The organism is Erythrobacter mangrovi, assembly GCF_013260645.1.
In the GTDB taxonomy this organism is placed as follows: Bacteria; Pseudomonadota; Alphaproteobacteria; order Sphingomonadales; family Sphingomonadaceae; genus Qipengyuania; species Qipengyuania mangrovi.
The window spans coordinates 2,884,200-2,910,742 of record NZ_CP053921.1 but is presented as its reverse complement, the minus strand read 5'-3'; the positions used below and the strand labels follow the sequence as shown (position 1 = coordinate 2,910,742).

The 26,543-nt window shown below is 64.5% G+C and carries 24 protein-coding genes; 13 read left to right on the top strand and 11 right to left on the bottom strand.

The genetic code is table 11. The annotated features are described in order from the left end of the window. Nucleotides 1-23: 23 nt before the first annotated feature. Together HQR01_RS14425 and hemC are read right to left on the bottom strand one after the other, a co-directional pair. Complete coding sequence (locus tag HQR01_RS14425; RefSeq protein ID WP_173215761.1) at nucleotides 24-734, bottom strand: uroporphyrinogen-III synthase; 711 nt, start codon at nucleotides 732-734, stop codon at nucleotides 24-26. Then, nucleotides 731-1,660 (bottom strand): hydroxymethylbilane synthase, encoded by a 930-nt coding sequence (gene hemC / locus HQR01_RS14420; RefSeq protein WP_173215759.1) that lies wholly within the window; start codon nucleotides 1,658-1,660, stop codon nucleotides 731-733. Before hemC ends, HQR01_RS14425 begins: the two co-directional genes overlap by 4 nt. 45 nt (nucleotides 1,661-1,705) lie before the next feature. Between hemC and tsaD the strand changes: the two genes are divergently transcribed. The 12 genes from tsaD (at nucleotide 1,706) to HQR01_RS14360 (ending at nucleotide 13,599) form a co-directional block, all read left to right on the top strand. Further along, a complete protein-coding gene (tsaD, locus tag HQR01_RS14415) occupies nucleotides 1,706-2,734 on the top strand; it encodes a tRNA (adenosine(37)-N6)-threonylcarbamoyltransferase complex transferase subunit TsaD (RefSeq protein WP_173215757.1) in 1,029 nt (342 codons plus the stop codon). Continuing rightward, entirely contained in the window at nucleotides 2,731-3,723 is a 993-nt protein-coding gene (locus HQR01_RS14410; protein WP_173215755.1) for an NAD(P)H-dependent glycerol-3-phosphate dehydrogenase, read from the top strand. The genes tsaD and HQR01_RS14410 overlap by 4 nt, the downstream gene beginning before the upstream one ends. Beyond that, complete coding sequence (locus tag HQR01_RS14405; RefSeq protein ID WP_173215753.1) at nucleotides 3,720-5,222, top strand: lipopolysaccharide biosynthesis protein; 1,503 nt, start codon at nucleotides 3,720-3,722, stop codon at nucleotides 5,220-5,222. The genes HQR01_RS14410 and HQR01_RS14405 overlap by 4 nt, the downstream gene beginning before the upstream one ends. Nucleotides 5,223-5,310: 88 nt before the next feature. Next, nucleotides 5,311-7,038: a vWA domain-containing protein gene (locus tag HQR01_RS14400; RefSeq protein WP_173215752.1), complete on the top strand. Its 1,728-nt coding sequence runs from the start codon at nucleotides 5,311-5,313 to the stop codon at nucleotides 7,036-7,038. A gap of 42 nt (nucleotides 7,039-7,080) precedes the next feature. Next, nucleotides 7,081-7,821 (top strand): OmpA family protein, encoded by a 741-nt coding sequence (locus HQR01_RS14395; RefSeq protein ID WP_173215750.1) that lies wholly within the window; start codon nucleotides 7,081-7,083, stop codon nucleotides 7,819-7,821. Nucleotides 7,822-7,935: 114 nt separating this feature from the next. Next, nucleotides 7,936-8,403, top strand: a complete 468-nt coding sequence (locus tag HQR01_RS14390; protein ID WP_173215748.1) for a hypothetical protein — start codon at nucleotides 7,936-7,938, stop codon at nucleotides 8,401-8,403. A 65-nt stretch (nucleotides 8,404-8,468) separates the two neighbouring features. Beyond that, a complete protein-coding gene (locus HQR01_RS14385; protein WP_173215746.1) occupies nucleotides 8,469-8,831 on the top strand; it encodes a response regulator in 363 nt (120 codons plus the stop codon). Nucleotides 8,832-8,875: 44 nt separating this feature from the next. Then, nucleotides 8,876-9,325, top strand: coding sequence for a lasso peptide biosynthesis B2 protein (locus HQR01_RS14380; protein WP_173215744.1), 450 nt, complete (start codon nucleotides 8,876-8,878; stop codon nucleotides 9,323-9,325). Nucleotides 9,326-9,394: 69 nt separating this feature from the next. Then, complete coding sequence (locus HQR01_RS14375) at nucleotides 9,395-10,570, top strand: acyl-CoA dehydrogenase (RefSeq protein WP_173216445.1); 1,176 nt, start codon at nucleotides 9,395-9,397, stop codon at nucleotides 10,568-10,570. A 214-nt stretch (nucleotides 10,571-10,784) separates the two neighbouring features. Next, on the top strand, nucleotides 10,785-11,441 hold the full coding sequence (gene maiA / locus HQR01_RS14370; protein WP_173216443.1) for a maleylacetoacetate isomerase: 657 nt from the start codon (nucleotides 10,785-10,787) through the stop codon (nucleotides 11,439-11,441). A gap of 5 nt (nucleotides 11,442-11,446) precedes the next feature. Further along, nucleotides 11,447-12,457, top strand: a complete 1,011-nt coding sequence (locus HQR01_RS14365) for a fumarylacetoacetate hydrolase family protein (RefSeq protein ID WP_173215742.1) — start codon at nucleotides 11,447-11,449, stop codon at nucleotides 12,455-12,457. A 2-nt stretch (nucleotides 12,458-12,459) separates the two neighbouring features. Continuing rightward, entirely contained in the window at nucleotides 12,460-13,599 is a 1,140-nt protein-coding gene (locus tag HQR01_RS14360; RefSeq protein WP_173215740.1) for a glycosyltransferase, read from the top strand. Here HQR01_RS14360 and HQR01_RS14355 read toward each other — a convergent pair. From HQR01_RS14355 to HQR01_RS14330, 6 genes are all read right to left on the bottom strand, one after another. Beyond that, nucleotides 13,574-14,725: a hypothetical protein gene (locus HQR01_RS14355; protein WP_173215738.1), complete on the bottom strand. Its 1,152-nt coding sequence runs from the start codon at nucleotides 14,723-14,725 to the stop codon at nucleotides 13,574-13,576. The two genes, HQR01_RS14360 and HQR01_RS14355, sit on opposite strands and share 26 nt — an antisense overlap. Continuing rightward, on the bottom strand, nucleotides 14,722-16,929 hold the full coding sequence (locus HQR01_RS14350) for a GumC family protein (RefSeq protein ID WP_173215736.1): 2,208 nt from the start codon (nucleotides 16,927-16,929) through the stop codon (nucleotides 14,722-14,724). The genes HQR01_RS14355 and HQR01_RS14350 overlap by 4 nt, the downstream gene beginning before the upstream one ends. Next, on the bottom strand, nucleotides 16,926-17,654 hold the full coding sequence (locus HQR01_RS14345; protein ID WP_173215734.1) for a polysaccharide biosynthesis/export family protein: 729 nt from the start codon (nucleotides 17,652-17,654) through the stop codon (nucleotides 16,926-16,928). Before HQR01_RS14345 ends, HQR01_RS14350 begins: the two co-directional genes overlap by 4 nt. Continuing rightward, nucleotides 17,651-19,021 carry an O-antigen ligase family protein gene (locus HQR01_RS14340; RefSeq protein ID WP_173215732.1) on the bottom strand — a complete coding sequence of 457 codons (1,371 nt, stop codon included), beginning with the start codon at nucleotides 19,019-19,021 and terminating at the stop codon, nucleotides 17,651-17,653. The genes HQR01_RS14345 and HQR01_RS14340 overlap by 4 nt, the downstream gene beginning before the upstream one ends. A gap of 91 nt (nucleotides 19,022-19,112) precedes the next feature. Beyond that, nucleotides 19,113-20,276, bottom strand: coding sequence for an acyl-CoA dehydrogenase family protein (locus HQR01_RS14335; RefSeq protein WP_173215730.1), 1,164 nt, complete (start codon nucleotides 20,274-20,276; stop codon nucleotides 19,113-19,115). A gap of 39 nt (nucleotides 20,277-20,315) precedes the next feature. After that, complete coding sequence (locus HQR01_RS14330; RefSeq protein ID WP_173215728.1) at nucleotides 20,316-21,077, bottom strand: crotonase/enoyl-CoA hydratase family protein; 762 nt, start codon at nucleotides 21,075-21,077, stop codon at nucleotides 20,316-20,318. A gap of 117 nt (nucleotides 21,078-21,194) precedes the next feature. Between HQR01_RS14330 and HQR01_RS14325 the strand changes: the two genes are divergently transcribed. After that, nucleotides 21,195-22,457 carry an acetyl-CoA C-acetyltransferase gene (locus tag HQR01_RS14325; RefSeq protein WP_173215726.1) on the top strand — a complete coding sequence of 421 codons (1,263 nt, stop codon included), beginning with the start codon at nucleotides 21,195-21,197 and terminating at the stop codon, nucleotides 22,455-22,457. Nucleotides 22,458-22,654: 197 nt separating this feature from the next. Here HQR01_RS14325 and HQR01_RS14320 read toward each other — a convergent pair whose 3' ends face one another. The 3 genes from HQR01_RS14320 to HQR01_RS14310 are packed head-to-tail and all read right to left on the bottom strand — an operon-like array spanning nucleotide 22,655 to nucleotide 26,477. Then, nucleotides 22,655-24,070, bottom strand: a complete 1,416-nt coding sequence (locus HQR01_RS14320; RefSeq protein WP_173215724.1) for an alpha-amylase family glycosyl hydrolase — start codon at nucleotides 24,068-24,070, stop codon at nucleotides 22,655-22,657. After that, nucleotides 24,067-24,963 (bottom strand): ROK family protein, encoded by an 897-nt coding sequence (locus HQR01_RS14315; protein ID WP_173215721.1) that lies wholly within the window; start codon nucleotides 24,961-24,963, stop codon nucleotides 24,067-24,069. The genes HQR01_RS14320 and HQR01_RS14315 overlap by 4 nt, the downstream gene beginning before the upstream one ends. Then, nucleotides 24,963-26,477 carry an MFS transporter gene (locus HQR01_RS14310; RefSeq protein ID WP_173215719.1) on the bottom strand — a complete coding sequence of 505 codons (1,515 nt, stop codon included), beginning with the start codon at nucleotides 26,475-26,477 and terminating at the stop codon, nucleotides 24,963-24,965. Before HQR01_RS14310 ends, HQR01_RS14315 begins: the two co-directional genes overlap by 1 nt. Between the last annotated feature and the right edge of the window lie 66 nt (nucleotides 26,478-26,543).

The window sequence follows — 26,543 nt, the reverse complement described above, 5'->3', positions numbered from 1 at the left end:
GTCCGTTCTACGACCCAGGCACCTCATTCGTGGGCGCCACCTTTCCCGACTGGTGGAGTCTGGCACAAAGCTTTGGCCAAGGCCAGTATCTCGCTATCCCCGGGGGCGTCGGCGATGTGGACGGATTGCCAGCCCTCACCGGCCGCCTCCGCCACGCGCGGCCCGATGACAACCAGGGTGACGAGTGATCGCGCAAGGCCGAGCCGGTCGAACTCTTCGGCAAAGCGCCGCGCCGCCGCGCCCGAATGCAGCGCGACCACACCGCCGAGCGCCAACGCCTGTGCATCCGCCTCTTCGATGGCCCGCGGAACCGCGCGATAGACCACCCGAGTATCGATGCGGATCCCGTCCGGCACAGCCAGCGGGACGCGATCCTCGCCCGCAAGCCGAAGCAGGTGCAGCTCGCGCCCGGCAAGTGAGTCTAGCAAGGTCTGGAGGCCGCCGCGCCCGACCTGGCCCATCAGGAACCCCGCCGCCCGCGCCGCTTCAGCGGTCGCATCGCCAACGGCATGGACGGGAAGGCTACGGTAGTCCTCGAGCGCCTTGCCGCCATGGCGCAAGGCATTGGCACTGCCCAGTAGCAAGCCATCGTAGAGTGCCGGATCGGGTGTTTCCCACTCCACCGGCTCGATCTCGAACAATGGCGCGCCCCGCACTTCGAGGCCCATGGCCCTGGCAGTGTCCGCGCTAACGGTCCATCCGGGCTCTGGCCGGAATAGGAACAAGGGGGTCACGCCGGTCCTTCGAACAGCTTGCGCACTTCGGGCGGCGCGGCGGCGAGCAGGCGCGAGGCCAGCGCAAGCGGCGCCGCGTCATCACCAGTTTCGAAGCGGACCTCGTCCACCACGCGAACTGCGCCATCGGCGCTGAAGATCGCCGCTCGCAAATGGATCTCCCCGCCCGAAGTCTCGCTCAACGCGGCAATCGGACTGCTGCAGCCTCCGCCGAGCCCTTCAAGCAGGCGGCGTTCGGCCATTACTTCCGCGCGGCTCGGCGCGTGATCGATGGCGGCGAGCAGGTCGAGCACACGCGTATCGTCGCTGCGGCATTCGATCCCGATCGCAGCCTGCGCCGGAGCGGGCAACCAAAGCTCGGGGTCGAGCCGCACACCCACCGCATCCTCTCCCAAGCGATCGAGACCCGCCGACGCGAGGAATGTCGCATCGGCCTCGCCCGCATCGAGCTTGGCCATGCGCGTCGCGACATTGCCGCGGATCCCGACCACTTCGACATCGGGCCGAAGGTTGAGCAATTGCGCGGCCCGGCGCGGTGCGCTGGTCCCCACCTTCGCGCCTTGCGGTATGTCGGCGAGCGAGGCCGCGCCGAGCAGACGGTCGGCCTTGTCCGCGCGCGGCAGGATCGCTCCGATCGCAATCGCCACAGGACGCAGCGTCTCGACATCCTTCATGGAATGCACCGCCATGTCGATCCGGCCATCGACCAGCCACTGGTCGAGTTCGCGCGTCCACAGCGCCTTGCCGCCGATTTCCGCCAATGGCCGGTCGAGCACCTTGTCTCCACTCGCCACCACCGGGACCAGTTCGACCTGCGATTCGCCCCAGCCATGTGCCGCGCAAAGCCGCGCACGCGCTTCTTGCGCCTGTACCATGGCGAGGGGTGAGCGACGGGTTCCGAGGCGGATCAATGGGGAGGTCGGCATAGCGTTTTCTTGCCCTAGCGGCGCATGTCGCTAAGGGGAAGCGGGATGGCTCTCGTGCTCGGCATAGAAAGTTCCTGCGACGAAACCGCTGCTGCGCTGGTCGATTCCGATCGCCGGATCGTAGCGCAACGCATCGCCTCGCAGGATGCGGAACACGCACCTTACGGCGGCGTAGTGCCGGAAATTGCCGCGCGCGCGCATGCCGAGCGGCTCGCCCCGATAATCGCAGGGGTGCTGGATGACGCTGGCGTGACGCTGGCGGACTGCGACGCGATCGCCGCGACGGCCGGGCCAGGCTTGATCGGTGGCGTGATGGTGGGACTGGTCAGCGCCAAGGCGCTCGCCATGGCCGGCGATAAACCGCTGATCGCGATCAACCATCTCGAAGGTCACGCACTGAGCCCGCGCCTTGCGGACTCAAGCATCGCCTTCCCCTATGCGCTCTTGCTGGTCTCCGGTGGACACTGCCAAATCCTGCGTGTCGATGGCGTGGGGCAATACAAGCGCCTCGCAACCACGATCGACGATGCCTTGGGCGAAGCCTTCGACAAAACCGCCAAGATCCTGGGCCTGGGTTTCCCGGGCGGCCCCGCCGTAGAACGCACCGCACGAGAAGGCGACGCAAAGGCCGTGCCCCTGCCGCGCCCCATGGTTGGCAGCGGGGAACCCCACTTTTCCTTCGCCGGGCTGAAAAGCGCGGTCCTCCGTGCGCACGAAAGCGGCGCCTATGCCGTCGCTGACATCGCCGCGAGCTTCCAGCAGGCGGCGATCGATTGCGTGGTCGACCGCCTGCGGATTGCGCTGGCCGAGATGGACGACGTCGATACGCTGGTCGTTGCAGGGGGTGTAGCGGCCAACGCCAATGTCCGTGCCGCGCTTGAGCAGGTGGCGGCCGATCACGGCATGCGCTTTGCCGCTCCACCGCCGAAACTGTGTACCGACAATGCAGCGATGATCGCCTGGGCGGGGATCGAGCGTCTCGGTCAATCGGACCCGCTCGATATTTCGGCCCGTCCCCGCTGGCCGCTCGATCCGGAGGCTGATCCGGTACGCGGTGCAGGGGTCAAGGCATGAGCCGTGTCGGTGTACTCGGGGCCGGTGCCTGGGGCACGGCGCTCGCGCAGATGCTTGCCAGCGACGGGCGCGAGGTGTTGATCTGGGCTCGCGAAACCGAGCTGGTCGACGAGATAAACACGAGCCACATCAACAGCCTGTTCCTGCCCTCAGCAAGTCTTGCACCCACGATCCGCGCCACTGGGGACCTCGCGGAAGTGGCAGCGCTCGATGTGCTGCTGGTGGTCACCCCCGCGCAGCATATGGGCAGCGTGCTTGGCGCCATGCCTACGCATCCACGTGACCTGGTGTTGTGCTCCAAGGGCATCGAGGCCGGCAGCGGACGGGTGATGAACGAGGTCGCCAGCGCTGCCGCACCGGGCAGCGCCATTGCGGTCCTGTCCGGCCCGACCTTCGCGCATGAGGTCGCCGTTGGCCTGCCCACTGCGGTCACACTGGCCTGCGGCGGTGGCGAGGCCCAGTGGGAGCGGCTCAAGCCGGTGATCGCGCGTCCGGCCTTCCGGCCCTATTATTCCGACGATGTGACCGGTGCCGAAATCGGCGGGGCGGTCAAGAATGTGCTCGCCATCGCTTGCGGGGTAGTCGACGGGCTCGGCCTCGGCCAGAACGCCCGTGCAGCCCTGATCGCACGTGGCTATGCCGAAATGCTGCGCTTCGGCGAAGCGCTGGGCGCCAAGGCGGAAACGCTGGCCGGCCTGTGCGGGCTTGGCGATCTCGTGCTGACCTGTTCTTCGACGTCGAGCCGCAATTTCTCGCTCGGCAAGGCATTGGGCGAAGGCAAGTCCGCCGCAGACCTGATGGTCGACCGGCACACCGTTGCCGAGGGCGCGCATACCGCCCCCGTGCTGGTCGAACTCGCCGCGCGCCACGCCGTCGCTATGCCGATCGTCGGTGCGGTCAACGACCTGATCGCGGGTGGCGACCCGCGCAATGTCGTCTCCTCGCTGCTCGCCAGGCCACTGCGCGCCGAACAGGAAAGCGCGGGATGAACTCCACTCAATCCGACGAAGACCTCACCGCCCTGGCCAAGGGCGGGCGACAGAATTTCGTCGGCTTCCTGCTGCGCCTTCTCGCGCGCTTGCCCTTCCTGTTTATCGCCGGTCGGCTCTATGGACCTGAAGCGCTGGGGCGCTTCGCGTCGGCCCTGGTTGTGGTGGAACTGGTCGCGCTGGTATGCGCCTTGGGGGAGAAGCGCGGTCTTGCCCAGCGCCTGGCCGAAGGCGAAGACAAGCATCCCGCCAACCTCGTCTATGACGGCATGCTGCTGGCCCTGATATTCGCCGGTGCCGCCGCGGCAGTGCTGTGGCTGGTACCCGCGCCGCTCTTTCCAAGCGGCCAGTTTACCGAGCTCGACCGGCTGATCGTCATCGCCATCCCCGGCTATGCGCTGACCGAAATCGTGCTCGCCGCGCAAGCATACAAGTACGATATCGCCACCACCGTGCGTGCCCGCGCAGTGGTCGAGCCGTGGACGATTTCAATCATGGCCGGTGTCTTCTGGCTGTTCCCCGCGACAATGGAATCGGGGCTTTCGCTATCGTACCTCGCGTCGATCTATGCCGGCCTCGCCACCGGACTGTGGTCGTTCTTCCGCAGCTACGGCCCACCACGCGAATGGCTCCCGCACCCGGGCGAAATGGCACGGATGACCGCTCGGGCACTGCCGCTTGCGACCGCCGATGCGATCGAATGGGGCACGCGTCGGCTGGATATCTTCATCCTCGGCCTGTTTGCCGCACCGACCGCCGTCGGCGTCTATTATATCGCGCAGCAGGTCGCGAGCCTGCCGCAGAAGCTGAAGACCAGCTTCGAGCCGATCCTCGGGCCGGTCATCACCAAGAATCTCAAGACGAAGAACTACGAGGTTATCGCGAAGCAAGTATCACAGGTGGGTTTCTGGATCATCGCCATGCAGGCCGGCATCGCGCTCGCTCTCGGTCTGCCGGGAGAAGGCGTGATGGGCCTCGTTGGACCCGAGTTTGTGGGCGGGACCGGGGCGCTGGCCTTTCTGTTGGTGGCCGAAGTTGTGGCGGCGACCGCTGTCGTTTCGGAAGCCGTGCTGATCTATGTCGCGCGAGTGCGGAACCTATGGATCTCGATCGGGACAATCGCGCTGCAGGGCATACTGACCGTCGTGCTGATCAAGGCAATGATTGCCGGCGGATATGGCGAACCATACAAGGCCGCCGCCGCGGCGATCGCGCTGGCGCTAGCTTTGGGTACAGCCAGCCTGGTCAAGGCGCTGCTGCTTTCGCGCATCCTCGGCCATGCCGTAAACAGTTTCCGCTGGGCGCTGGTCTATGCGGTCGCCCCGGCCGTCGTGGTCGGTTTCCTCGTCACCAAGCTACCCGAATGGGCCGAGCTGGGATTCGGCGTCCCGGCGATCCTCGCGGTCTATGGCTGGGTCATCTGGACCCGCGGCTTCGGGCCAGAGGACCGGGTGCTGTTTCGCCGCAATATCGACAAGGGCGAATCCGCCGAAGTCTGACTTTTCCGATATCGGCACACAGCGTTCAGTCGGCGTTCACCGCCCCGATATGTAACTATGTAACACCGACATATCGGGGAGGACTGCCATGCGAATTGCCAAGCTCGCCACCGCTTGTGCACTTGCCGCGCTGATCGCCGGCTGTGCATCCAATCAGAGCGAAGACATTGTTGCCACCGGGGCGAAGGCGGGTGCCTATGATGAGGCTGCACCTCCTCCACCGCCACCGCCGTCACCAGCGGTCGGGCTCGCCGGTACTCAGGCAGTGGTCGTTACGGGCCAGCGTATCCGCCAGCCCTCGGCCCAATCGGCCGCTCCCATGACGATGGCCACAGCGGAGGCGGCGGTTCCGACAGATCCTGCAACGGCTCGCGCCGACAACGCCTATCGCTATTTCCCGCCAGTGTTCGTGCCGACCTATCCCGATCGCGACCAGTATGACGGCAAGGAGGTTTCGCCGGTCAAGGTCGTCGCCAACGAGCCGGTTTCGACCTTCTCGGTCGATGTCGATACCGGCGCCTATGCCAATGCGCGGCGGTTCATCTCCGAAGGCCAGGTTCCGCCGAAGGGCTCGGTGCGAACGGAGGAGTTCATCAACTACTTCCGCTACGATTATGCCCTGCCCACGGAACGTAGCCATCCGTTTGCGGTGAACACCGACGTCGCGGTTTCGCCCTGGAATCCCGAAACGCGGCTAGTGCGTATCGGGCTGGCTGGCTACGACTTGCCGAAACGCGAACGCCCGCCTGCGAACCTCGTCTTCCTGCTCGATGTTTCGGGCTCGATGGCCAGCCCGGACAAGCTGCCGCTGGTCAAGACTGCCATGCGCCAGCTGGCGGGTCAGCTTACGCCGAAGGACAAGATCTCGATCGTCGTCTACGCGGGCGCAGCCGGACTGGTGCTCGAACCGACCAGCGACGAACGCAAGATCCGCGACGTACTCGACCACCTTCAGGCCGGCGGATCGACCGCAGGCGGGGCCGGGATCGAGCTGGCCTATCGCGTGGCCGAAGCAAACCGCGTCGAGGGCGGCGTCAATCGCGTGATCCTGGCCACCGATGGTGATTTCAATGTCGGCATTTCCGATCGCGACAGGCTGATCGAACTGATCGAGCAGAAGCGCGACAGCGGCACCACGCTGACCGTGCTCGGCTTCGGGCGCGGCAATCTCAACGACGCGATGATGGAACAGGTCGCCGATCACGGGAACGGCAACTATGCCTACATCGACAGCGCGCTGGAGGCCCGCAAGGTGCTCGGCGACGAGATGGGCGCCACCCTTTTCACCATCGCCAAGGATGTGAAGATCCAGGTCGAGTTCAATCCCGCAGTAGTCAGCCAGTATCGCCTGGTCGGTTACGAGAACCGCGCGCTGCGTGAAGAGGATTTCGACAATGACGCGGTCGACGCGGGCGACATCGGCGCCGGGCACCAGGTCACTGCGATTTACGAAGTCGTGCCCGCCGGTGCCAAGGGGTGGATCAGCCAGCGTCGCTATGAAGACAAGCCCGACAGCCGCGCGCTCGATCTCGCGGCGGAGGCGGCCTACATCAAGCTGCGTTACAAGCTGCCCGATGGCGATAAGTCTTCGCTGATCACCTACACCCTGCCCGCCAGTGCCCTGCGCACCAATGCTATCCCGGGCGGCGACTTCGCATTTGCCAGTGCGGTCGCGGCCTTTGGGCAGAAGCTGCGCGGCGACCCGATGCTGGCCAGTTTCGACTACGGCCAGATCGCCAGCCTGGCCGGCAATCCGCGCGACTTCTGGCGTCAGGAGTTCGTGCAACTGGTGAAGACCGCCGGATCGCTCGACTAGCGCGCTTGGCAGGCGGGGCGCCGCGCGGCTAAGAGCCGCAGCATGCGGATCCGCCCCGCCCTTGCCATCCTTGCCGGTGCCGTGCTGGTTGCAGCCTCGGGCTATGCGCTTGCGCTGTCCACCGCTGCTGGATTCATTGCGCCCATGGATGACGAGGCGCAGGCCGCCATTGCCAAGGCCGGGGGGCGCGGAGTCACCGCACGCTTCACTACGTCTGAGGGTGCGCCGTCGCGCCACCCGCTGCTGATCGGTGGAGGTAGGCTTTCCCTGGAGACCCGCGCGCGCGTGGCAAAAGCAGTGGCAGCGGTGGACGGCGTCGGCGGGGTATTCTGGAGCGACGGCACAGTGCGCGCAGCGAACACCGAATCCCACTACGAACCGCTCCATTGCCAGGACGATGTCGACGGACTCCTGCGAAGCCGCTCGATCCGTTTCGAAGAGGGATCGAGCCGGATGCTTCCGGCCAGCCAGCTGCTGCTCGACGAAGTCGCAGCCTCGTTGCGCCCCTGCCTTGGCGCGATCATCTCGATAACGGGCCACACCGATAGTTCGGGTGCCGAACCGGGGAATATCGCGTTGAGCATGCAACGCGCGCGTGCGGTGCGCGAGGCGCTGGTCCGGCGCGGCATCCCGCGCGACGGGTTGCGTGCACGCGGCGTCGGATCGGCCAAGCCTGTGGAAGGGCTCACCCCCGATGACCCCGCCAACCGCCGTATCGAATTCGCCGTGATCCGCACCGAACCTCCCGTTCCCACCCCCGTCGACACGCCGGGAGCGCGCTGAGATGCCGGTGTGGTTCGAACTGGTGGTGACCTTGCTGGCTGCCTATGGCGCGGGAATCGCGATCGGCTGGGCTCTGTGGGCCCGTGACGCCACGACGACACAAGAGGATAGCGAATGACGGAATTGCTCCAGACCTATTGGCCCGCGGTGGTGATCGCACTGGCGCTGGGCCTGGTAATTGCGTGGTACGTGTTCAAGGCTTCGCGCCGCACGCGCGTGACCGGCACGGTCAAGGACGTGCTGGATGAAGGCGCATCGCCCGCCGAGCGGAACAAGGCGCTGATCGACAGTGCACCTGCCGCGAAACAGGAACCGAAGCCAGTCACGGCTGCACCGCCCAGCGGCGACGATCTCACGCGGATCAAGGGATTGGGACCCAAGCTGGCTGCCCTGCTTGGCGAGCTCGGCGTGACCAGCTTCGCGCAGGTCGCAGCGTGGGACGATGGCGAAATCGACCGCATCGATGCGCAGCTCGGCCGCTTCCAGGGACGCATCCGGCGCGACGATTGGGTCGGTCAGGCAAAGCTCCTCGCCGCCGGCGATCAAAGCGGCTTCGCAAACAAATACGGACGTCTCGATTAGCGCAGGAACCAATCGCGCTGAGCGGGGTTGGTTCCCGGGGTCGGCAACTTCTTGGAGACTGCCGGATGAGCCATTCGATACGCGTACTCGTTGCCGAAGACGAGCTGATCATCGGTGAGGACCTGTGCCAAACCATCACCGAAGCGGGCTTTGAGGTCGAAGGGCCCTATGAGAGCGTGTCCTCGGCCATGCTTGCCTATCAGAAGAATCGGCCCGACGTCGCGATCCTCGACGTTCAGCTTGGCGACGGGATCGTCTATCCGCTGGCAGAGCAGATGATGGCAGAGGAAGTCCCGGTCATCTTCCATTCCGGCCAGCTCACTCCCGCCGAGGTGACCCATCGCTTCCCCCACGCACAGGCGCTTTCCAAACCCTGCCCTCCAGCGGAAGTGATCGCCAGGGTCCAGCAGGCGCTGCAACAGTCCTGAATCGAACTATCGTGCCCGGGGCGCAAAGGTGATAGCCTTCGCGCATGGGCAAGCTGGCAAGTTTTCTCGCTCTCGACGGCGCCGATCGCTGGGCAACCTTTGAAGCCCTGTTCGATCTGGCGGTGGCGCAGCTGCGCGTTCGCCTGGTGCCTCCACGTAAATGGCGTTCGAGCTTCGGGCCGATTGCGGCAGGCGGGGACCTGGTGGCGCTCGACCCAGATGCGATCGCGCCGGTACGCCGCGTGAGGCTGGCAGTGCTCCGTGCCACGCGCAATCTCCCGACCGATCCGAACTGCCTGCCGCAGGCGCTTGCAGCGCGTCGGATGCTGGAGCGGCGCGGCATCGCCTCCTCGCTGTTCCTCGGCGCCGAACGCGATGCCGATGGCAAGCCGCGCTTCCACGCCTGGCTGAAGGTAGGGCCCGAGTGGGTCACTGGCCTGTGCGACGAAAGCCGCTACACACTGTTGGTTCCGGGCGAGGCAGAGCCCGCCTGACGCCCCCTTGCAGAGCGGGCGCAAGCCTGCCAGTGCGCAGCCGGTAGCAGAGGAGACCACATGGCCGGCATGGTGCCTTTTGGCTGGGAAGACCCGTTCAACCTCGACGAGCAGTTGACCGAAGAAGAACGGATGATCCGCGACGCCGCAAACGCCTTCGCGCAGGGCGAGTTGCAACCGCGCGTGATCGAAGGATTTTCCAAGGAAATCGACGACCCCGAACTGTTCCCGATGATGGGCGAGGCCGGGCTGCTGGGTGCCACGATCCCGCCCGAATACGGCGGCGCGGGCGCGAGCTATGTCGCCTACGGCCTGATCGCACGCGAGATCGAGCGGGTCGACTCGGGCTATCGCTCGATGGCCTCGGTCCAGTCGAGCCTCGTGATGTTTCCGATCTACGAATACGGTTCGGAAGAACAACGGCAGAAGTATCTGCCCGGCCTTGCCAGCGGCAAGCTGATCGGCTGCTTCGGCCTGACCGAACCCGACGCCGGCTCCGACCCCGCAGGCATGAAGACCGTCGCGAAGAAGGACGGCGACGGCTACGTTATCTCGGGATCCAAGACCTGGATCTCCAACGCCCCCTTCGCCGACGTCTTCGTCGTTTGGGCGAAGAGCGAGGCGCATGGTGGCGGCATTCGTGGCTTCGTGCTGGAAAAGGGCATGAAGGGGCTGTCGGCGCCCAAGATCGAAGGCAAGTTGTCGCTGCGCGCCTCGACCACCGGCATGATCGTGATGGACGAGGTCAAGGTTGGCGCCGATGCGCTGCTTCCCGAAGTGCAGGGCCTCAAGGGTCCCTTCGGTTGCCTCAACCGGGCGCGCTACGGCATCAGCTGGGGCGCGATGGGCGCGGCTGAATTCTGCATGCATGCCGCACGCCAGTACGGCCTCGACCGTTACCAGTTCGGCGTGCCGCTCGCTTCGAAGCAGCTGTACCAGCTCAAGCTGGCCGACATGATGACCGAGATTTCGCTCGGCCTCCAGTCATCGCTACGCGTCGGTCGCCTGATGGACGAAGGCAAGTTCGCTCCCGAAATGATCTCGATCGTCAAGCGCAACAATGTCGGCAAGGCGCTCGATATCGCACGCAAGGCGCGTGACATGCATGGTGGCAACGGCATCTCGGAGGAATATCAGGTCATTCGCCACATGGTGAACCTCGAGACGGTCAACACCTATGAGGGCACGCATGACGTTCATGCCTTGATCCTCGGCAGGGCCATCACGGGGATCGCCGCTTTCTGATGCAGGTGGTGTCGTCGAACCTGTCCTACCCCGTGCCGGCATGGCACCGTAGCGCGATGTCCGGCCTCCCCATCATGCCTGCGGCAAGCACAATTGCACGAAGCTGGGGCGCTGGCGGTTCTTATCGCCAGGACCGTGTTCCATGTGTTCCGTCCAGCAGGGATGTCGCCGGGAGATCCTATAATCGTCCTACACGGGGAGTGAGTGCGGAATGATGCGGCTGCTCGGCTATTTCCGCAGTTCGACCAGCTACAGGTTGCGCATTGCGCTCAACCTCAAGGGGTTGGATTATGACTATGTCCCGGTGAACCTCGTCACCTCGGAGCAGAAAGACACCGCCTATACCAGCCGCAATCCTTTCGGTTCGGTGCCGATGCTGGAAGCCGATGGCAGGGACCGGGCCCAGTCGATGGCGCAGATCGAATGGCTCGAAGAAGCCTATCCCGAACCGCCGCTGTTGCCCACGGCCATCGAGGACCGCTTCACCGTGCGGGAGCTGGCCTATGCCATCGCTACGGAAACGCATGCGGTGAACAATCTCCCGGTGCTCAAGTACCTTGCCGATCCGTTGGGTCATTCGAAGGACGAGATCGACACCTGGTATCGCCACTGGCTCAAGCGAACCTTCGATCCTGTCGAGGCGCGGCTTGCCCAGCTGGGCACGGGCGAATTCCTCTTCGATGCGCCCGGCCTGTTCGAAGTCGTCCTCTTGCCGCAGGTCTACAACGCCCGCCGCTTCGATTTCGATTTTTCGGAGCATCCGCACATCACCCGGATCGAGGCTGCCTGCCTTGCACGCGCAGAGTTTCAACGCGCCTATCCCGACAACCAGATTGACAGCCCCGACTACAAGGGGCCCGCAGGAGAATAACCGCCATGAAACTCGCCACGCTCAATGATGGAAGCCGCGACGGCAAGCTCGTGGTCGTTTCGCGCGACCTGACGCGCTGCTGCGCAGCCGGCTACATCGCGCCAACGCTGCAATATGCGCTCGACAACTGGGACCGCGTCGCGCCGCAGCTCGAAGCGCTCTATCGCGACGTCGAGCATCAGGCGGTCCCGTGCGAGCGCTTCCACGAACGCGAAGCGCTTAGCCCGCTGCCGCGCGCCTACCAATGGGCCGACGGCTCGGCCTATATCAACCACGTCGAACTGGTGCGAAAGGCGCGTGGCTCGACCGTGCCGGAGAGCTTCTACCACGACCCCCTGATGTATCAGGGGGGCAGCGACGCTTTCCTGGCGCCGCGCGCGGACATTCCTTTGGGCGATGTCGCCTGGGGCTGCGACATGGAGGGCGAGGTCGCGGTGATCACCGACGACGTACCGATGGGCGTCTCCGCCGAGGATGCCGCTGGCCACATCAAGCTCGTCATGCTGGTCAACGACGTGTCCCTGCGCGGGTTGATCCCCGACGAACTGGCCAAGGGCTTCGGCTTCTTCCAGTCGAAGCCTGCCAGCGCCTTCAGCCCGGTCGCGGTGACGCCCGACGAATTGGGTGACGAGTGGCGCGACAATCTCGTTCACCTGCCGCTGATGGTCGACCTCAATGGCGAAGCCTTTGGCCGCGCCAATGCCGGTGTCGACGCGACGTTCAACCTTGCCCAGCTTGTCGCCCACGCGGCCAAGACCCGGCGCCTGTGCGCGGGTACGATCATCGGGTCGGGCACGGTATCGAACCAGGGCCCCGAGGGCGATCCAGGCAAGCCCGTTGCCGAAGGCGGCCTTGGGTATAGCTGCATCGCCGAAATTCGCATGATCGAGACGATCGCCAACGGCAAGCCGAGCACGCCATTCATGCAGCCCGGCGACGTCGTGCGGATCGAAATGAAGGATGCGCACCACCATTCGATCTTCGGCGCGATCGAGCAGAAGGTCGTCCAGGCCTGACCATGCTGAGCCCGATCGCAGGAAAGCGGATCGGGCTACTCTCCGCCCGAGCCAGCCGAGCCAATGGGGGGGTGTTCGAGGCCATCGTGAACAACGTGGCCTTGCTGCGCAGCCTCGGCGCGGTGCCGGTCGTTGTGGCCTTGGCCGACGAGCAGCACGGGCTGGATGTCTGGCGACTGGCGGATGCGGAAATCCACCTTTCGAGCGGCTCTGGCCCAAGCCAGCTGGCCTATTCCCCCGATCTTCCGCGGCGCTTACACGAAGCGCAGCTCGACCTGCTCCATCTCCACGGAATCTGGCAGTTCCCCAGCCGTGCAGCCTGCGGCTGGGCGCGCCGCACGGGCAGGCCGCTGATCGTCAGTCCGCACGGCATGCTGGACCCGTGGATCACGCGCCGCAACGCCTGGAAGAAGGAGCTGGCGCGGGTCGGCTGGGAAAAGACGATGTGGAAACGCGCAACGGCTTTTCATGCGCTTACCGAGGCAGAAGCCAGTGACATTGAACGGGAAACCGGCTCGCAGCGGATCGCCGTGATCCCCAATGCCGCGCCCCCACCCGGCCCGCGACCCACTCGCATGCCCGGCCCTGCCGCGCTCTACCTGGGCCGCATTCACGAGAAGAAGAACATCCTCGCATTGGTTGACGGTTGGCTCGCCGCCTTACCCGACCTGCCGACCGATGCCACGCTGACCATTGCCGGATGGGGCGAAAACGAGGGCATCGAAGCGCTGGAGGCAACGCTGGCGGACTGCGGACCCTCGGTACACTTCGTGGGCGCTGCCTTCGGATCGCAGAAGGCGGCTCTGCTGGATGTGTCCCGCTTCCTCGTCCTTCCCTCGCTGAGCGAAGGCCTCCCCATGGTGATCCTCGAGGCATGGGCGGCCGGTGTTCCAACAATCATGTCTGAAGCCTGCGGCTTGCCCGAAGGCTTTGCCGCCGGTGCCGCGATCGACAGTGGCACTGATCCGCAGGCCATCGCCTCGGCCTTCCGCGATGCTTTCTCCCGCAACGAGAATGAGTGGCTGGAAATGTCCAAGGCCGCGCAGCAATTGGCGGTGGGCCCGTTCGGTCAGGCCGCCATCGCCCGGCATTGGGAAGAGATCTACTCTGAATTGCTCATCGATCAGCAGGAGCGAGTGTGACACTGTCGATCACGACCCGGCCTGCTCCCGGCCTGAGCCATAGGCTGAGCAGCTGGTTATCGCAGGCGGGCGCATCGAGCAGCAGGCCTTCCCCATCGATCCGATCGCGCGCCGCGCGGGGGCGTTCAGGCCTGCCGCAGGCAATCCCGGCCATCAGGCGCTCGCCTCCCGGACCATCTACCTTGGCGGCGATCCGGTAGCGCCCTGGGACCACGGCGATCGGTTGCGCGAGCACCCGGCGACTTACGCTTGCCCGGTTCTCCAGCTCGATCCGGGCGCGTTCGCCCGAAAGTCTCGTCACCCGCACGTCGCCGGTGTTGAACCGGCGCCAGCCGAGCGCTCCGGCTTCCTCGTCGCCGAACAGCAGGAATTGCGGATCGGCCACGATGCTACCGCGCGCGACACGATCGCAATGGCGCGCGGCAAGGCCTTCCGCCTCGCGTCGGAAGTTCCGCTTCGCCAGCTCGCGGATCATCGGCAGCGTCGCCTCGCAACCAAGTTTGCTCACCCCATTATCCGCCCTGGCAAGAAAGCTGCCGCGCGCCCGCAAAGTCGCCGCGCTCGTTCCCTGGGCGCGCAGGTAGACATCCGACCAGCGGGGATTCTGCGCCAGCCGCTCGCCCAGGGCTCGCCGTCCGGCGTCGCTCTGTTCGAGCAGCGAGAAATAGGTCTGTGCGACCGCCGCATCGCGACGCCCAGAACGGAGCAGCGCGTCGAGTTCCACCGCGGCTTGCTCGAAATCGCCGCGATCCAGGCTCTGCGACAGGAAGTATACCTGTGTGAGGGGCTCCCTCCGGCCAAGCTGGCGCGCCACCCCAAAGGCACGATCGGCGTCCCCGCCGTCACCAGCCAGGAGCCGCGCGCTGGCGAAGAACGCCAACCCGCGCGCGTCGAGCGGATCGCGCAAGACTGCTGCGCGGGCCAGTTCGGCCGCTGCGGTGTAGTCTTCTTCACTGAGCGCGGTCGCCGACCGACGCTTCGCTGCCCCGACCTGCATGGACTCCGGCACGAATCGTTCAAAGGCTTCGCGGGTCTCGCTCATCCGATCGAAGCCCGAGGTCAGCACCAGAAAGCAAAACAGCGCGATCCCAAGGCCCGCGCCGATTTGCACGCGTCTGGGCCTCATGCCTCGCTGTGCCGTTCGCCCGAGGCGTATTGGTAGTAATCGTAGCCGTAGTAGGCCGAATAGCGGTTGCCAGACTTCGTCGGATCGAATTTCGCCAGCACTGCGCCGAGCATGACGGGTTTCATCGAGCGCAACCGCCTCAGCGCGGCCTTGAGTGCGCCGCTTCGCCCACGTTCGGCCTCGACCACGAAAACGGTCCCATCCGCAATAGCTGCCAGCATCGGCGCGTCCGCGAGACCCAGGACAGGCGGGCTATCGAGGATCACCACATCATGGCTCTCTGCAAAGCTTTCGAGGAGTTGCGCCATGCGTGGCGAGGACAGGAGTTCCGACGGGCTGGGCGGCAAGGGCCCGGTCGGCAGCAGGTCGATACCCGCGGTGTCGATATGCATGATCGCGGTCGATGGATCGTCCTGCGAAACCAGAAGATCGGTCAGGCCGCGTTCCGCCCGCAGGCCGAAAAGTTTGTCGAGCGCCGGGCGTCGCAGGTCGGCGTCGATCAGCAGTGGCTTCATGCCGATCCTGGCAAACCCCAACGCAATGGCGAAACTGGTCGTCGACTTACCTTCATGCGCCTGCGCGCTGGTCACCACGATGATGCGTGGCAGGCCCTTGGGCGTCGAATAGAGGAGCGCACCGCGGAGCGAATTGTAGGCTTCGGCGATCGGCGATTTCGGATTCTCGAGTGCGGCGATCGGCGAACCGTCGTCGGCCCGCGGGACCACGCCCAGGAGCGCGAGGTCGAGCTTGTCCTCGACATCCTCCGGCGTGTGGATGACGTCGTCGAGCTGGTCACGCAGGAACACCGCCATGCCGGCCAGCGCCAGGCCGACGAACATGCCGAGGGCGATGTTGCGAGGAACATTGGGGGAGGAAGGAACGCTGGGTGCCTCGGCCCGGTCAATGATGGCGATATTGCTCGATGCGATACCGGCAGAAGCGTTGAGCTCGCGATAGCGCTGCAGCAATCCGTCATAGATAGAACGGGCGGTGTCGGCCTGACGCGCCAGCACATTGTACCGCACCGATTGGTCCTGCTCGGCAAGGCTCGCGCCGCGCGCATTGCTGACCTGGCTGTCGAGCTGCGCCTGGGCGTTCTGCGCCGCGCGAAATTCGGCGCGGATCGATTCGCGAACCTGCGACGCCGTGCCCTCCAACTGGCGCGTGACCGCCGCCAGATCCTCTTCAAGCCGACTGATCGCCGGATGATTGGGCAGATAGCGGTCGCGTGCGGACTGCAATTCCGCCTGCAATTCGGCCCGCCGGGTCATCAGGATCTGCACGGTGGGATTGCCGAGGACGGGCTGCGACGCCAGCAGGGGTGTGCCCTGGATCGCTTCCCAGCGTGCCTGCGCCTCGATCCGGGCAGCACGTGCCTGGATCGCCGCGCCGTTGAGCTGGACGAGGCTGGACGTCGTGACCGTACCCGCAATCACATCGCGGCCATCGGGCGAGAGGGCATCGCGCGTTCGGATCAGCCCTACGCCCTTGGCATATTCGTTGAGTTCCCGTTCCGAATCCTCAAGCGAGATCCGCGCTTCTTCAAGCTGATCGGCAACGAAATCGCGCGCATAGGACGTGCTGTCGTAGCGGCGCTGCAGGTTGGCCTGGATGAATTCCTCGGCGAAGGCATTGGCAATCGAAGCCGATGTCGCCGGATCGGTGCTGGTGAACGAGATCGTCGCCACGCGCGTTGCGCGGGGCAGGTCGATTTCGAGATTGCCCCGCAACAAGCTGACCGCAAGGCTCCGATCCTTCGCCTGGTCGCCGGTCAGGGCCGTAGGCGCCACCTCCATCGCGCTGAAGAACGTCTCGCTACCCGCCAGCTCGAGCCGGTCGGCTACCCGCTCCGCCAGTCCACGGCTGCGCAGAATGTCCAGCTGCGTGTTGAGGAAGCGATCGATATCCCAATCCGATGGCGGGGTAACGTTGCCCGCCTCGAAGTCGCTGCCCAGCACTTCGTCACTCTGGTCATTGATCTGAACGCTCGTCTCGGCCGTATAGCGCGGCGTATCGAGCAGGGTCGAAATGAGCGCCAGCAGCACGGCAGCCCCGACGATGGCGATCGCCATCCACAAATGGCGTCGCAGGGCCGAGAAGGCATGCCGCAGATTCGCACTGATCGGGTTTTCGCCCGCAGCCAGATAGGCCGCCTGATAGCGCGATGCCGGAGTCACGGGCTGGAGCGGCGGTTCCATGTTCATGGCCAGGGCCGGAAGATGCCGATGGCGGGGATCGCCCGGAGCGCATCGAGGAATGCACCGCGCGAGCCAGAGAAACCCACCACGACTATGTCACCGGGCAACAAGGTCACATCGGGCATGCGCCCGCCCCTGATTGCACGAATATCGAACCGACCTGCCATTCGTTGGTCATCGATCGTCCGAAAGATCATGACTTCGTCGAGCTTGGCCTTTTCGGTTGTGCTGCGCGCCAAGGCCAGTGCGGTCAGCAGGGTCTGGCCTTCGGCGTAGGGGTAGACGCCGGGAAGCGCGACTTCCCCTTCCACCGCAATGGTGCGAAGCTGGGTCTTCTTGACCAGCACCGCGACACGCGGGTCGCGGACATATTCCGCGGCATAGACCGCCTCGATCGATTCCGAGAGTTCATCGGCGGTCAGGCCGCTCGCCCTCACTCCCCCGATCAACGGCAGGTTGAGCATACCCGCATTGTCGAGCGAGACTTCCGCAACGCTCAATTCCTGTTCCCCGTAAACCTGAACCGAAACCACATCGCCCGGCTGGAGGAGGTATCGTTCGGGCATCCCGTCGCCCTGGGGAAGGGCAATCGCAGCATAGCCGGCGTCACCCGCAGGCACGATTGAATCGGTCCCCGGCTGGCAAGCGGCAAGACCCAGGCATACCGGCGCAAGCACCACGGAAAATGCCAAGCGCCGTCCGGCGGTAATGCGTCCCCGATGCACCGTCATGTCGCGTTCGTTTCGCGCCCTTCCCGGCCTTCCCGAGCTATTGCCCCAAGGAGCCCGGCCGCGACCCCTGCTACCACCGCCAATGCCATGTTCCGCAGCGGATAATCAACGAGGCTATGGAGCGCTATCACCACGAAAGTACCGACACTGAACAAGGTGACCGGCCGTTCCTGCGGCATCACCTGCCAGGCCTTGCGCGCAAGATAGGCGAACACGACGAAGCCGATGGTCAGGACAAGGGGAGCAAGCAGTCCTGCTTCGAGCAAGAATTCGAGGAAATCGTTGTGCGCGCGATTAGGGAACTGGTCGTCGATCATCGGCAGGCGTTCGACCGGCAGGAAAGTCCGGGTGAATGTCCCGATCCCACTGCCTACCGGCCAATATGTGGAAATGGCGGTCCAGGTATCCTGCCACATATCGATCCGCGAATCGCGGGTCGCGTCGAACCTGGCCAGCACTTCGGCCACGCGCGAATTGTGCGAAAACAGCGTCGCACCGAGAACTACCAGACCGAACAAGCTTGCTGCGCTCGCCATTCCGTTCGACAGACCGCGGGCGATCCCGGCCGTGCGGAGCATGGCAAACTGGAACAGCAAGACCGGTACGAACAGGGCAATCCCAGCGCGCGATCCGGTCAGGACCAAGGCAACGAAGAGGAACGTCTGGCACAGGGCCAGCAACCCAAGGTCGCTTGGCAGCAATGGCCTCCGCCGTGATCCGGACGCGAACCAGGCGGTAAGCGCCAGCATTCCAATCAGCAGCGCGTCCGCAGCCGAATTGCGGCTGGCATGAAAGGCCGTAAGCCACAGATCGTGACTAATCTCGTAGAGCCGGAATCGGTGCCCTCCGCCGGCCATTTGCAGCGCCCCCAAAGCAGCGCCGGCTAGCGAAACGAGGCTGATGACGAGCAAGAGGAAACGCCGGTCGCGCGGCGCAAGCATGCCCGATGCCAGCAAGGCGCCGACAACGGGCACGAGCGCAAGCAAGGCCGCCAGCGTGTTGTACGGCGCGACGGAAAGCGGCCACCAGCGATCCGCTGCGCCTTCCACCGAGGCGAAGGCCGCAGCCAGCAGCTCGCGTCCGGGCAGTGCCTGCCAGATGGCGGGAGGTAGGGGGACAAGTTGGAGCACCGGCGGGCCGAGGAGCAACCCTGCCAGGACAAGCAGGGCACCATTCGGCGGCACCAGCGCCTGCCTGTCCGGCCACCAAACCCATGCGACGACGCCGGCGACAAAGGCGAGCTGGACGATGATCTCGGCCGCCGCACTTGGCGACCCGCCTCCGCCGAAGACGAGTGCAAGCCCGAGGAACCCCGCCACGATCCAGCCCTGGCGTGTTTCCGGCAAGCGGTGCTGCAGGCCTATCATTGCTCTCCCCGGCGCGACTCCGGGCTCGGACGTAACGCGGGGCCCGCGCCGGTTAAAGCGCGGGCCCCGCCTATTCCCCGCAAGATTGCAGTTACATCGAGCGAGCGATCACCATCTTCATGACCTCGTTCGAGCCGCCGAAAATGCGAGTGATGCGGCTGTCGCGATACATCCGCGCAATCGGGTAGTCGTTGATGAAGCCAGCGCCGCCGTGGAACTGCAGGCACTTGTCGACAACTTCGCCCTGCAATTCGGTAACCCAGTACTTGGCCATGCAGGCGGTCGCGACATCGAGCTCGCCCTTAAGGTGTCGAGCGATACAGTCATTGACGAATATCCGCGCCGCCGTCCCGCGTGCCTTGAGATCGGCGAGGACGAATTGGGTGTTCTGGAAGTCCCAGATCGTCTGCCCGAAGGCCTTGCGGCTCTTCACGTACTCGAGCGTGGTCTCGAGCGCCTTTTCGATACCCGTGGCTGCGCCCATGGCAATGATCAGGCGTTCCTGCGGCAGTTCGCCCATGAGCTGGTAGAAGCCCTTGCCTTCGACGCCGCCCAGCACGTTCTCGGCCGGGACGAAAACATCATCGAAAAACAGCTCTGAAGTGTCAGACGCATCGAGCCCGATCTTGTCGAGCTTCTTGCCGCGCTGGAATCCCTCGGCCCCTTCGGTCTCGAGCAACATCAGCGAAATGCCCTTGGCGCGCTCGTTCGGGTCGGTCTTGGCGACGACAATGATGAAGTCCGCCGTCTGGCCGTTCGAGATATAGGTCTTGGCTCCGTTGATGCGGTAGCCATTGCCGTCCTTGATCGCGGTGGTGGTGATGCTCTGCAAGTCGGAGCCCACGCCCGGTTCCGTCATGGCGATAGCGCTGACCAGCTCGCCGGTAACCAGCTTGGGCAGATACTTCTTCTTCTGCTCTTCGGTACCGTGCCGGACGAGGTAGGGAAGGATGATCGTGTTGTGCAGCGAAGCGGCGAAGCCTTCGACCCCGTGCTTCGCCTGCTGGTCGATCACCACCATGTCATGGCGGAAATCGCCGCCATGGCCGCCGTATTCGACCGGCACTGAAACCCCAAGCAGGCCAGCCTGACCTGCCTCACGCCAGAAATCACGTTCGACCTGGCCGTTCTTGCGCCATTCGAGCACGCGCTTCTCCGGCGCATGTTGCTGGTAAAACTTGCCGACCGCATCCGCGAAGATGGAGATCTCCTCGTCGTTCATGAATTCGGGCTGGGGTACGTCGATTGCGGGCATCTCTAGGGTCCTCTCGGGTATCTTTTCGTTGTGTCTTGGTTACTTGCCGGTCCAGTTGGGCTTGCGCTTTTCGGCAAAGGCGAGCGAGCCTTCGCGCGCATCCGCGCTGGTGAAGACCGGCGCAATCAGCTGGGCTTGACGCGTATACCGTTCATCCATTGGCCAACCACGCGATTCCTTGATGATCTGCTTGGAGATCCTCACCGCGAGCGGACCGTTGGCAACGATCGCCGCGGCAAGTTCCTTTGCCCCGTCCAGCGCCGAACCGTCGGTGACGCGGTTGATCAGGCCGAGTTCGTAGGCGCGTGCCGCCGAAATGAAATCGCCCGTCAGCGCGAGCTCCATGGCCACGCGTTCGGGGATCTGGTCAGGCAGCATCATGACGCCGCCAGCCGCGGCGACGAGTCCGCGCTTGGCCTCGGGAATCCCGAACTTGGCACCCGAATGGGCGACGACCAGGTCGCAGGCGATCATCAGTTCGAGCCCGCCCGCGAGCGCATAGCCCTCGACCGCGGCGATCAGCGGCTTGACCGGCGGCTTCTGCACGATGCCGCCGAAACCGCGACCTTCGATACTGGGCGACTCACCGCGCAGGAAGCCCTTGAGGTCCATGCCCGAACAGAACGTCCCACCCGCACCGGTAAGGATGCCGACGCGAAGGTTGTCGTCACTGTCGAGCCGGTCCATGGCCGCCGCGATGCCTTCGGCCGCAGCCTTGGTCATCGCGTTTTTCGCCTCCGGGCGGTTGATGGTGACGACGAGGATGCCGTCCTCTTCGCTCGTCAGGACTTCCTCGGACATAGCTGCTCTCTCCCATTTCAATTCGAAACTTGTCTTGCGCCCTTGCTGCGCGACGTTTACGCAAACGTCAACCGGCATTCGCCGCACAAAACGACAAGTCGAGAGGAGACCAGGACCATGGCCGAAGCCTATATCATCGATGCTGTCCGCACCCCGCGCGGAATCGGCAAGCCGGGCAAGGGCGCACTGTCGCACCTGCACCCGCAGCACCTCGCCGCCACCGTCCTCAGTGCGCTCAAGGAGCGCAACCATCTCGACACGAAGACGGTCGACGACATCATCTGGTCGACCAGCAGCCAGAACGGCAAGCAGGGCGGCGATCTGGGCCGCATGGCTGCGCTGTCGGCGGGCTACGACATCAGCGCCAGCGGCACGACGCTCGACCGCTTTTGCGGTGGCGGCATTACCTCGGTGAACCTCGCTGCGGCCACGGTGATGAGCGGAATGGAAGACTGCGTCATCGCCGGCGGCACCGAGATGATGAGCTACACGACGGCCTATGCTGCCGAACAGGCCAATGCCGGCCTTCCGCCACGGATGATGGGCGCCGGTAACGAGGCGCTCGACGTGCTGCACCCGCAAAGCCATCAGGGCATATGCGGCGATGCCATCGCCTCGATGGAAGGGATCAGTCGCGAAGACCTCGATGCGCTTGCGCTGGTCAGCCAGCAGCGCGCCGACCGGGCGATCAAGGAAGGTCGCTTCAAGAAGTCGGTTGTGCCGGTGTACAATGAAGATGGCTCGGTCGCGCTCGATCGCGAGGAATTTCCGCGCCCCGAAACCACCGCCGAAGGCCTAGCCGCGCTCAATCCCAGCTTCGCCAAGCTGGCCGATTTCGACATCGGCGGCACCACCTTCCGCAAGCAGATCAACCGCAAGTACCCTGACTTGAAGATCGAGCACTTCCACCATGCGGGCAACAGTTCGGGCGTGGTCGATGGGGCTGCGGCCCTGCTCATCACATCGGAAGACTACGCAAAGGAACACGACCTCAAGCCGCGCGGCCGCATCGTCGCCTATGCCAACCAGGGCGATTGCCCCACGCTGATGCTCAACGCCCCGGTCCCGGCGGCGAAGAAGGTGCTGGAAAAGGCCGGTCTCTCCAAGGACGACATCGACGTCTGGGAAATCAACGAGGCCTTCTCGGTCGTCGCTGAGAAGTTCATCCGCGACCTCGATCTCGACCGCGAGAAAGTGAATATCAACGGCGGTGCCATGGCTCTTGGCCACCCGATCGGTGCCACAGGCTCGATCCTGATCGGCACTGCACTCGATGAGCTCGAACGTTCGGGCGGGCGCTACGGCCTCGTCACCATGTGCGCTGCGGGCGGCATGGCTCCGGCGGTCATCATCGAGCGTATCGACGGCTTCGTCGGATAGGCCTTTCCTACGGGGCCGACCTGGGGATATGGCGGCATGCGCTGTTCCCCATAGTCGGCCCGCGCAACACCCCCCATAAATCGGGCCAAGTGTCGCCTTTACCCGAAACAGGGAAAATTTTCTATTTATTCCCAAAGTCTTATATTAATAGCGCAAAGGCGACACCGAGTCGCCTTTGTCGCCTTCGTCGACCCCAATTACCGCTGGCCTGCGGCAGGATCCGTCGCGAGCAGGCGGTAGCCCCAGGGTGCCAGGGTCATGCTGTCGCCCGCGGCCATCTTGACCCCCTCCGCGCCGCGGAACTCGCGGTAGGTCCCGTTGGCCAGCTTGCTGGTGATCGAGAAGGTCACCGGGGCGCCGGATAAATTGAAGAAGGCGAGCACCTTGTTGCCGTCATCTTGCCGCGCCCAGGCGAAGACCTGCTGCGGCTTGTCCGTATCGACCTTCTGCATCACCCCACCCCATTGCCCGTTATCGAGCACCGGATTGGCCTTGCGGAAGGCGATCAGGTCCTTGAGCAGCGCGCCATAGTCGCATTGCTGCCCCTGATCCCAATCGATCGGGTCCTTCTCGAAGAACTCCAGCCGCTTGGCATTGCAGGCTTCCATGCCGTTATGGACCAATGGCAGGCCCTGGCCAGTGAAGGACAGTACGGTCATCGCCTCAAGCGCCGGACCGTAATTCTCCCGCATCGTGCCTTCCCAGGCGTTGCTGTCGTGGTTCTCGATATAGGTCAGCCGCATCGCCTCGCGCGGCCACAGGCTCTCATTCTCGGCATAGTAGCCGTAGAAGCTGGTCGCATCGCCTTCGCCATGTGCGACCTTCTTGCTGGTGACGTGCCAGTCCCAGCCATAGGTCGCATCGAAGGCGGCTAAGTGGAAGGCGGTCTGCTGGACCTCGCCGAGCATGAAGACCGGGCGGATGGCATCGAGCCGCGCCCGCATCGCTTCCCAGAAATCGAGCGGGACGTACCCGGCGACGTCGGCGCGATAGCCGTCGATACCGTAGTCGCGAACCCACATTTCCATGGCCCCGCCGACATGCTCGCGCACACCGGGCTGCGACCAGTCGAGATCGATGATGTCCGACCAGTCCCACCACGGGGTCGGCCGAAAATCGCCCTTCCAGTCCTTCTCGTACCAGTCGGGATGATCCTTCGCCATCCGGTTGTCCCACGCGGTGTGGTTGGCGACGAGGTCCAGGATCACCTTGAAGCCTTGCGCGTGGGCCGCATCGACGAAGGCCTTGAGGTCTTCCTTGGTGCCGAACTCGGGGTTCACCGCGTAATAGTCCTGGACCGAGTAGGGACTGCCCAGAGTACCCTTTCGGTTGTCCTTGCCGATCGGATGGATCGGCATCAACCACAGGATATCGACGCCCAGCTCCTTGAGCCGCGGCAATTGCGCCTGCGCGGCCTTGAATGTCCCTTCAGGCGTGAACTGGCGGGTGTTGATCTGGTAGAGCACGGCCTTGCGCGACCATTCGGGATGGGTGAGCGTGACCTTGCTGTGCGGAACCCAAGCGGAAGCCTCCGGCTGATCGGCCCTTGAGGCGATTGCATAGACCCCGCCGGCGAGGAGCGGGATTGCCGCGGCAGCGAGCAGGCGTTTCATGACGGGGTCTTCTCCATGGCTTGCCGACCGAGCGAGATCGCTCCGGTTATGCCGGCATCGTCGCCCAGTTCGGGCGCAACAACGATCTCGTCGAGATCGCGATCGTAATAGGCGAGGTAGCCAGCGAGGCTTTGACGCATGGTCGTGCGCAGCGCCTCCAGCAGGCCGGGCGTCTTCATGACCCCGCCACCGAAGATAAAAACTTCGGGCATGTGGAATGCCGCCAGCGTCGCGGCGAGGTGGCCCAGGTAATGACCGATTAGTGCGACTGCCTGAGGGTCCGTCACCTCGCCCAATTCGGCGTCCCATCGCGCGCGGATCGCGGTGCCGCTGGCGAGACCCTCGCAACAGTCCCCGTGGTATGGGCAGGATCCTTCAAAGGGATCGCGGGAGAGGTCATGCGGCGGGCGAAGGTGCCCCGTTTCGAAATGCGATAGCCCCGTGACTACCGCGCCGTCCTTTACGATGCCGCTCCCGATACCAGTACCGACCGTGGTGTAGGCCACGACCCTTCGGCCCCTGCCCGCGCCAGCCAAGGCTTCCCCGAGCGCAGCCCCGTTCACATCGGTATCGATCTTCACCGGCACGTCGAAACCGGCCAGCGCCTGGGTGAAACTGGCACCCTGCCATCCGGGCTTCACCGTTGTGAGGAAGGTACCGTAATCGGCCTGCCCCGGATCGATCCCGATCGGTCCGAAGCTGGCGATGCCGAAGGCGTCAATCGAACCGTGCCGAGCTTGGGCCGCCGCGAACCATGCGGTCAGTTCCCGCAGGGTGTTCTGGCCATCCTGTGTATCGATGCGCGTACGCTCGATCACCGTGCCGTCGGGGCGAGCGAGCGCGAGGACGAACTTGGTCCCCCCGGCCTCGACCGCACCGACCAGGCCCGGCATCACAGCGCCGCCTTGACCCGTTGCATGGCCAGCGCGGCCACGATCCAGCTGGCCGCGGCAAAGAGCATGGTCCACACCGGCTCGCCGGGGAAGAAGGCCTGCATGATGGAGCCCATCACCGTCGCCACCAGCAACTGCGGGACAACGATGAAGATATTGAACAGCCCCATGTAGATGCCGAGCTTGGCCTGCGGCAGGTTACTTGCGAGAATAGCATATGGCATGGCGAGGATGCTCGCCCAGGCGATACCGATACCGACTTCGGCCAGCAGCAGGACCTGCGCGTCACGAACGAGAAAGAACGTCAGGAAACCTGCGGCACCCAGCGTCAGACAGATCGAGTGGGTCGTCACCTGCCCAACCTTGCGGCTGAGCCATGGCAGCAGGGCCAGAGCGGCTACGGCCGCGACGCCATTGTAAACGGTGAAGAGGACGTTCACCCAGTTCGCGCCCTCATTGTAGGCGGTGCTGGCCGTGTCCGAGCTTCCATAGACATATTGCGTCACCACTGGCGTGGTGTTGATCCACATGATGAACAGCGCCGACCAGCTGAAGAACTGTACCAGCGCCAGGCGTTTCATCACTTCGGGCATGCCGGAAAAGTCACCGACGATGCTGGAAAGCATGTTGGCCGCGCGCCCCTGTTTGGCCATCGCAATCGCGATGGCGCTGAGCAGCCCATAAAGCGCCAGCAAGGCACCCAGCAGGAATACCTCTCTTTCTAGCGCAAGGGCATCCACAGCCAGGGCGACGAGGACGCCGGCAGCGACCCATAGGGCTGCCGAACCGTAGCTTTTTGCCGCCAGCGCGCGCAGGGAAACGCTGTCGTCGACGGCCGCTTCCCCACCAGCAAAGGCAGCCTGTTCTTCGGGAGAGTATTCGCGGGTGGTCAGGATGGTCCATAGTACCGCACCGAACAGTGCAGCAGCGCCCGCCCAGAAGCTCCATTTGACCGTGTCGGGCAGGCTGCCCTCTGCAGCGATGTTGCTCACGCCGAGGTGTTCGAGGAACCATGGAAAGATCGACCCGACCACCGCACCGGCGCCAATGAAGGCGGTCTGCACGGCATAGCCTGCGGCGTGCTGGTCGGTATTGAGCATGTCGCCAACGAAGGCACGAAACGGCTCCATCGAGATATTGAGGCTGGCATCGAGCATCCACAGCATCGCCGCCGCGAACAGCAGTGGTGCGCCCATCGCCGGGCTCAACGGCATGGCAAGCAGCGCGAGCGAGGCGAGTACGGCACCTGTCAGGAAGTACGGCCGCCTGCGTCCCAGCCGGTTCCACGTGCGGTCGGACAGATGGCCGATGATGGGCTGGACCAGCAGGCCCGTTAGCGGCGCCGCCACCCACAATGCCGGCAAGTCATCGATCGAGGAGCCCAGCGTCTGGAAGACGCGGCTCATATTCGCGTTCTGCAGCGCGAAACCGATCTGGATACCGAAAAAGCCGAAGCTGATGTTCCACAGGCCGGCAAAGCCCTGGCGCGGCTTCTCGCGAAGCGTTTGTTCCATTCCAGTCCCTCATCCCGCGCAGGTCTTGGTGCCCGCCATGGTGCAATCCGGCTTGGCTCGCATGAT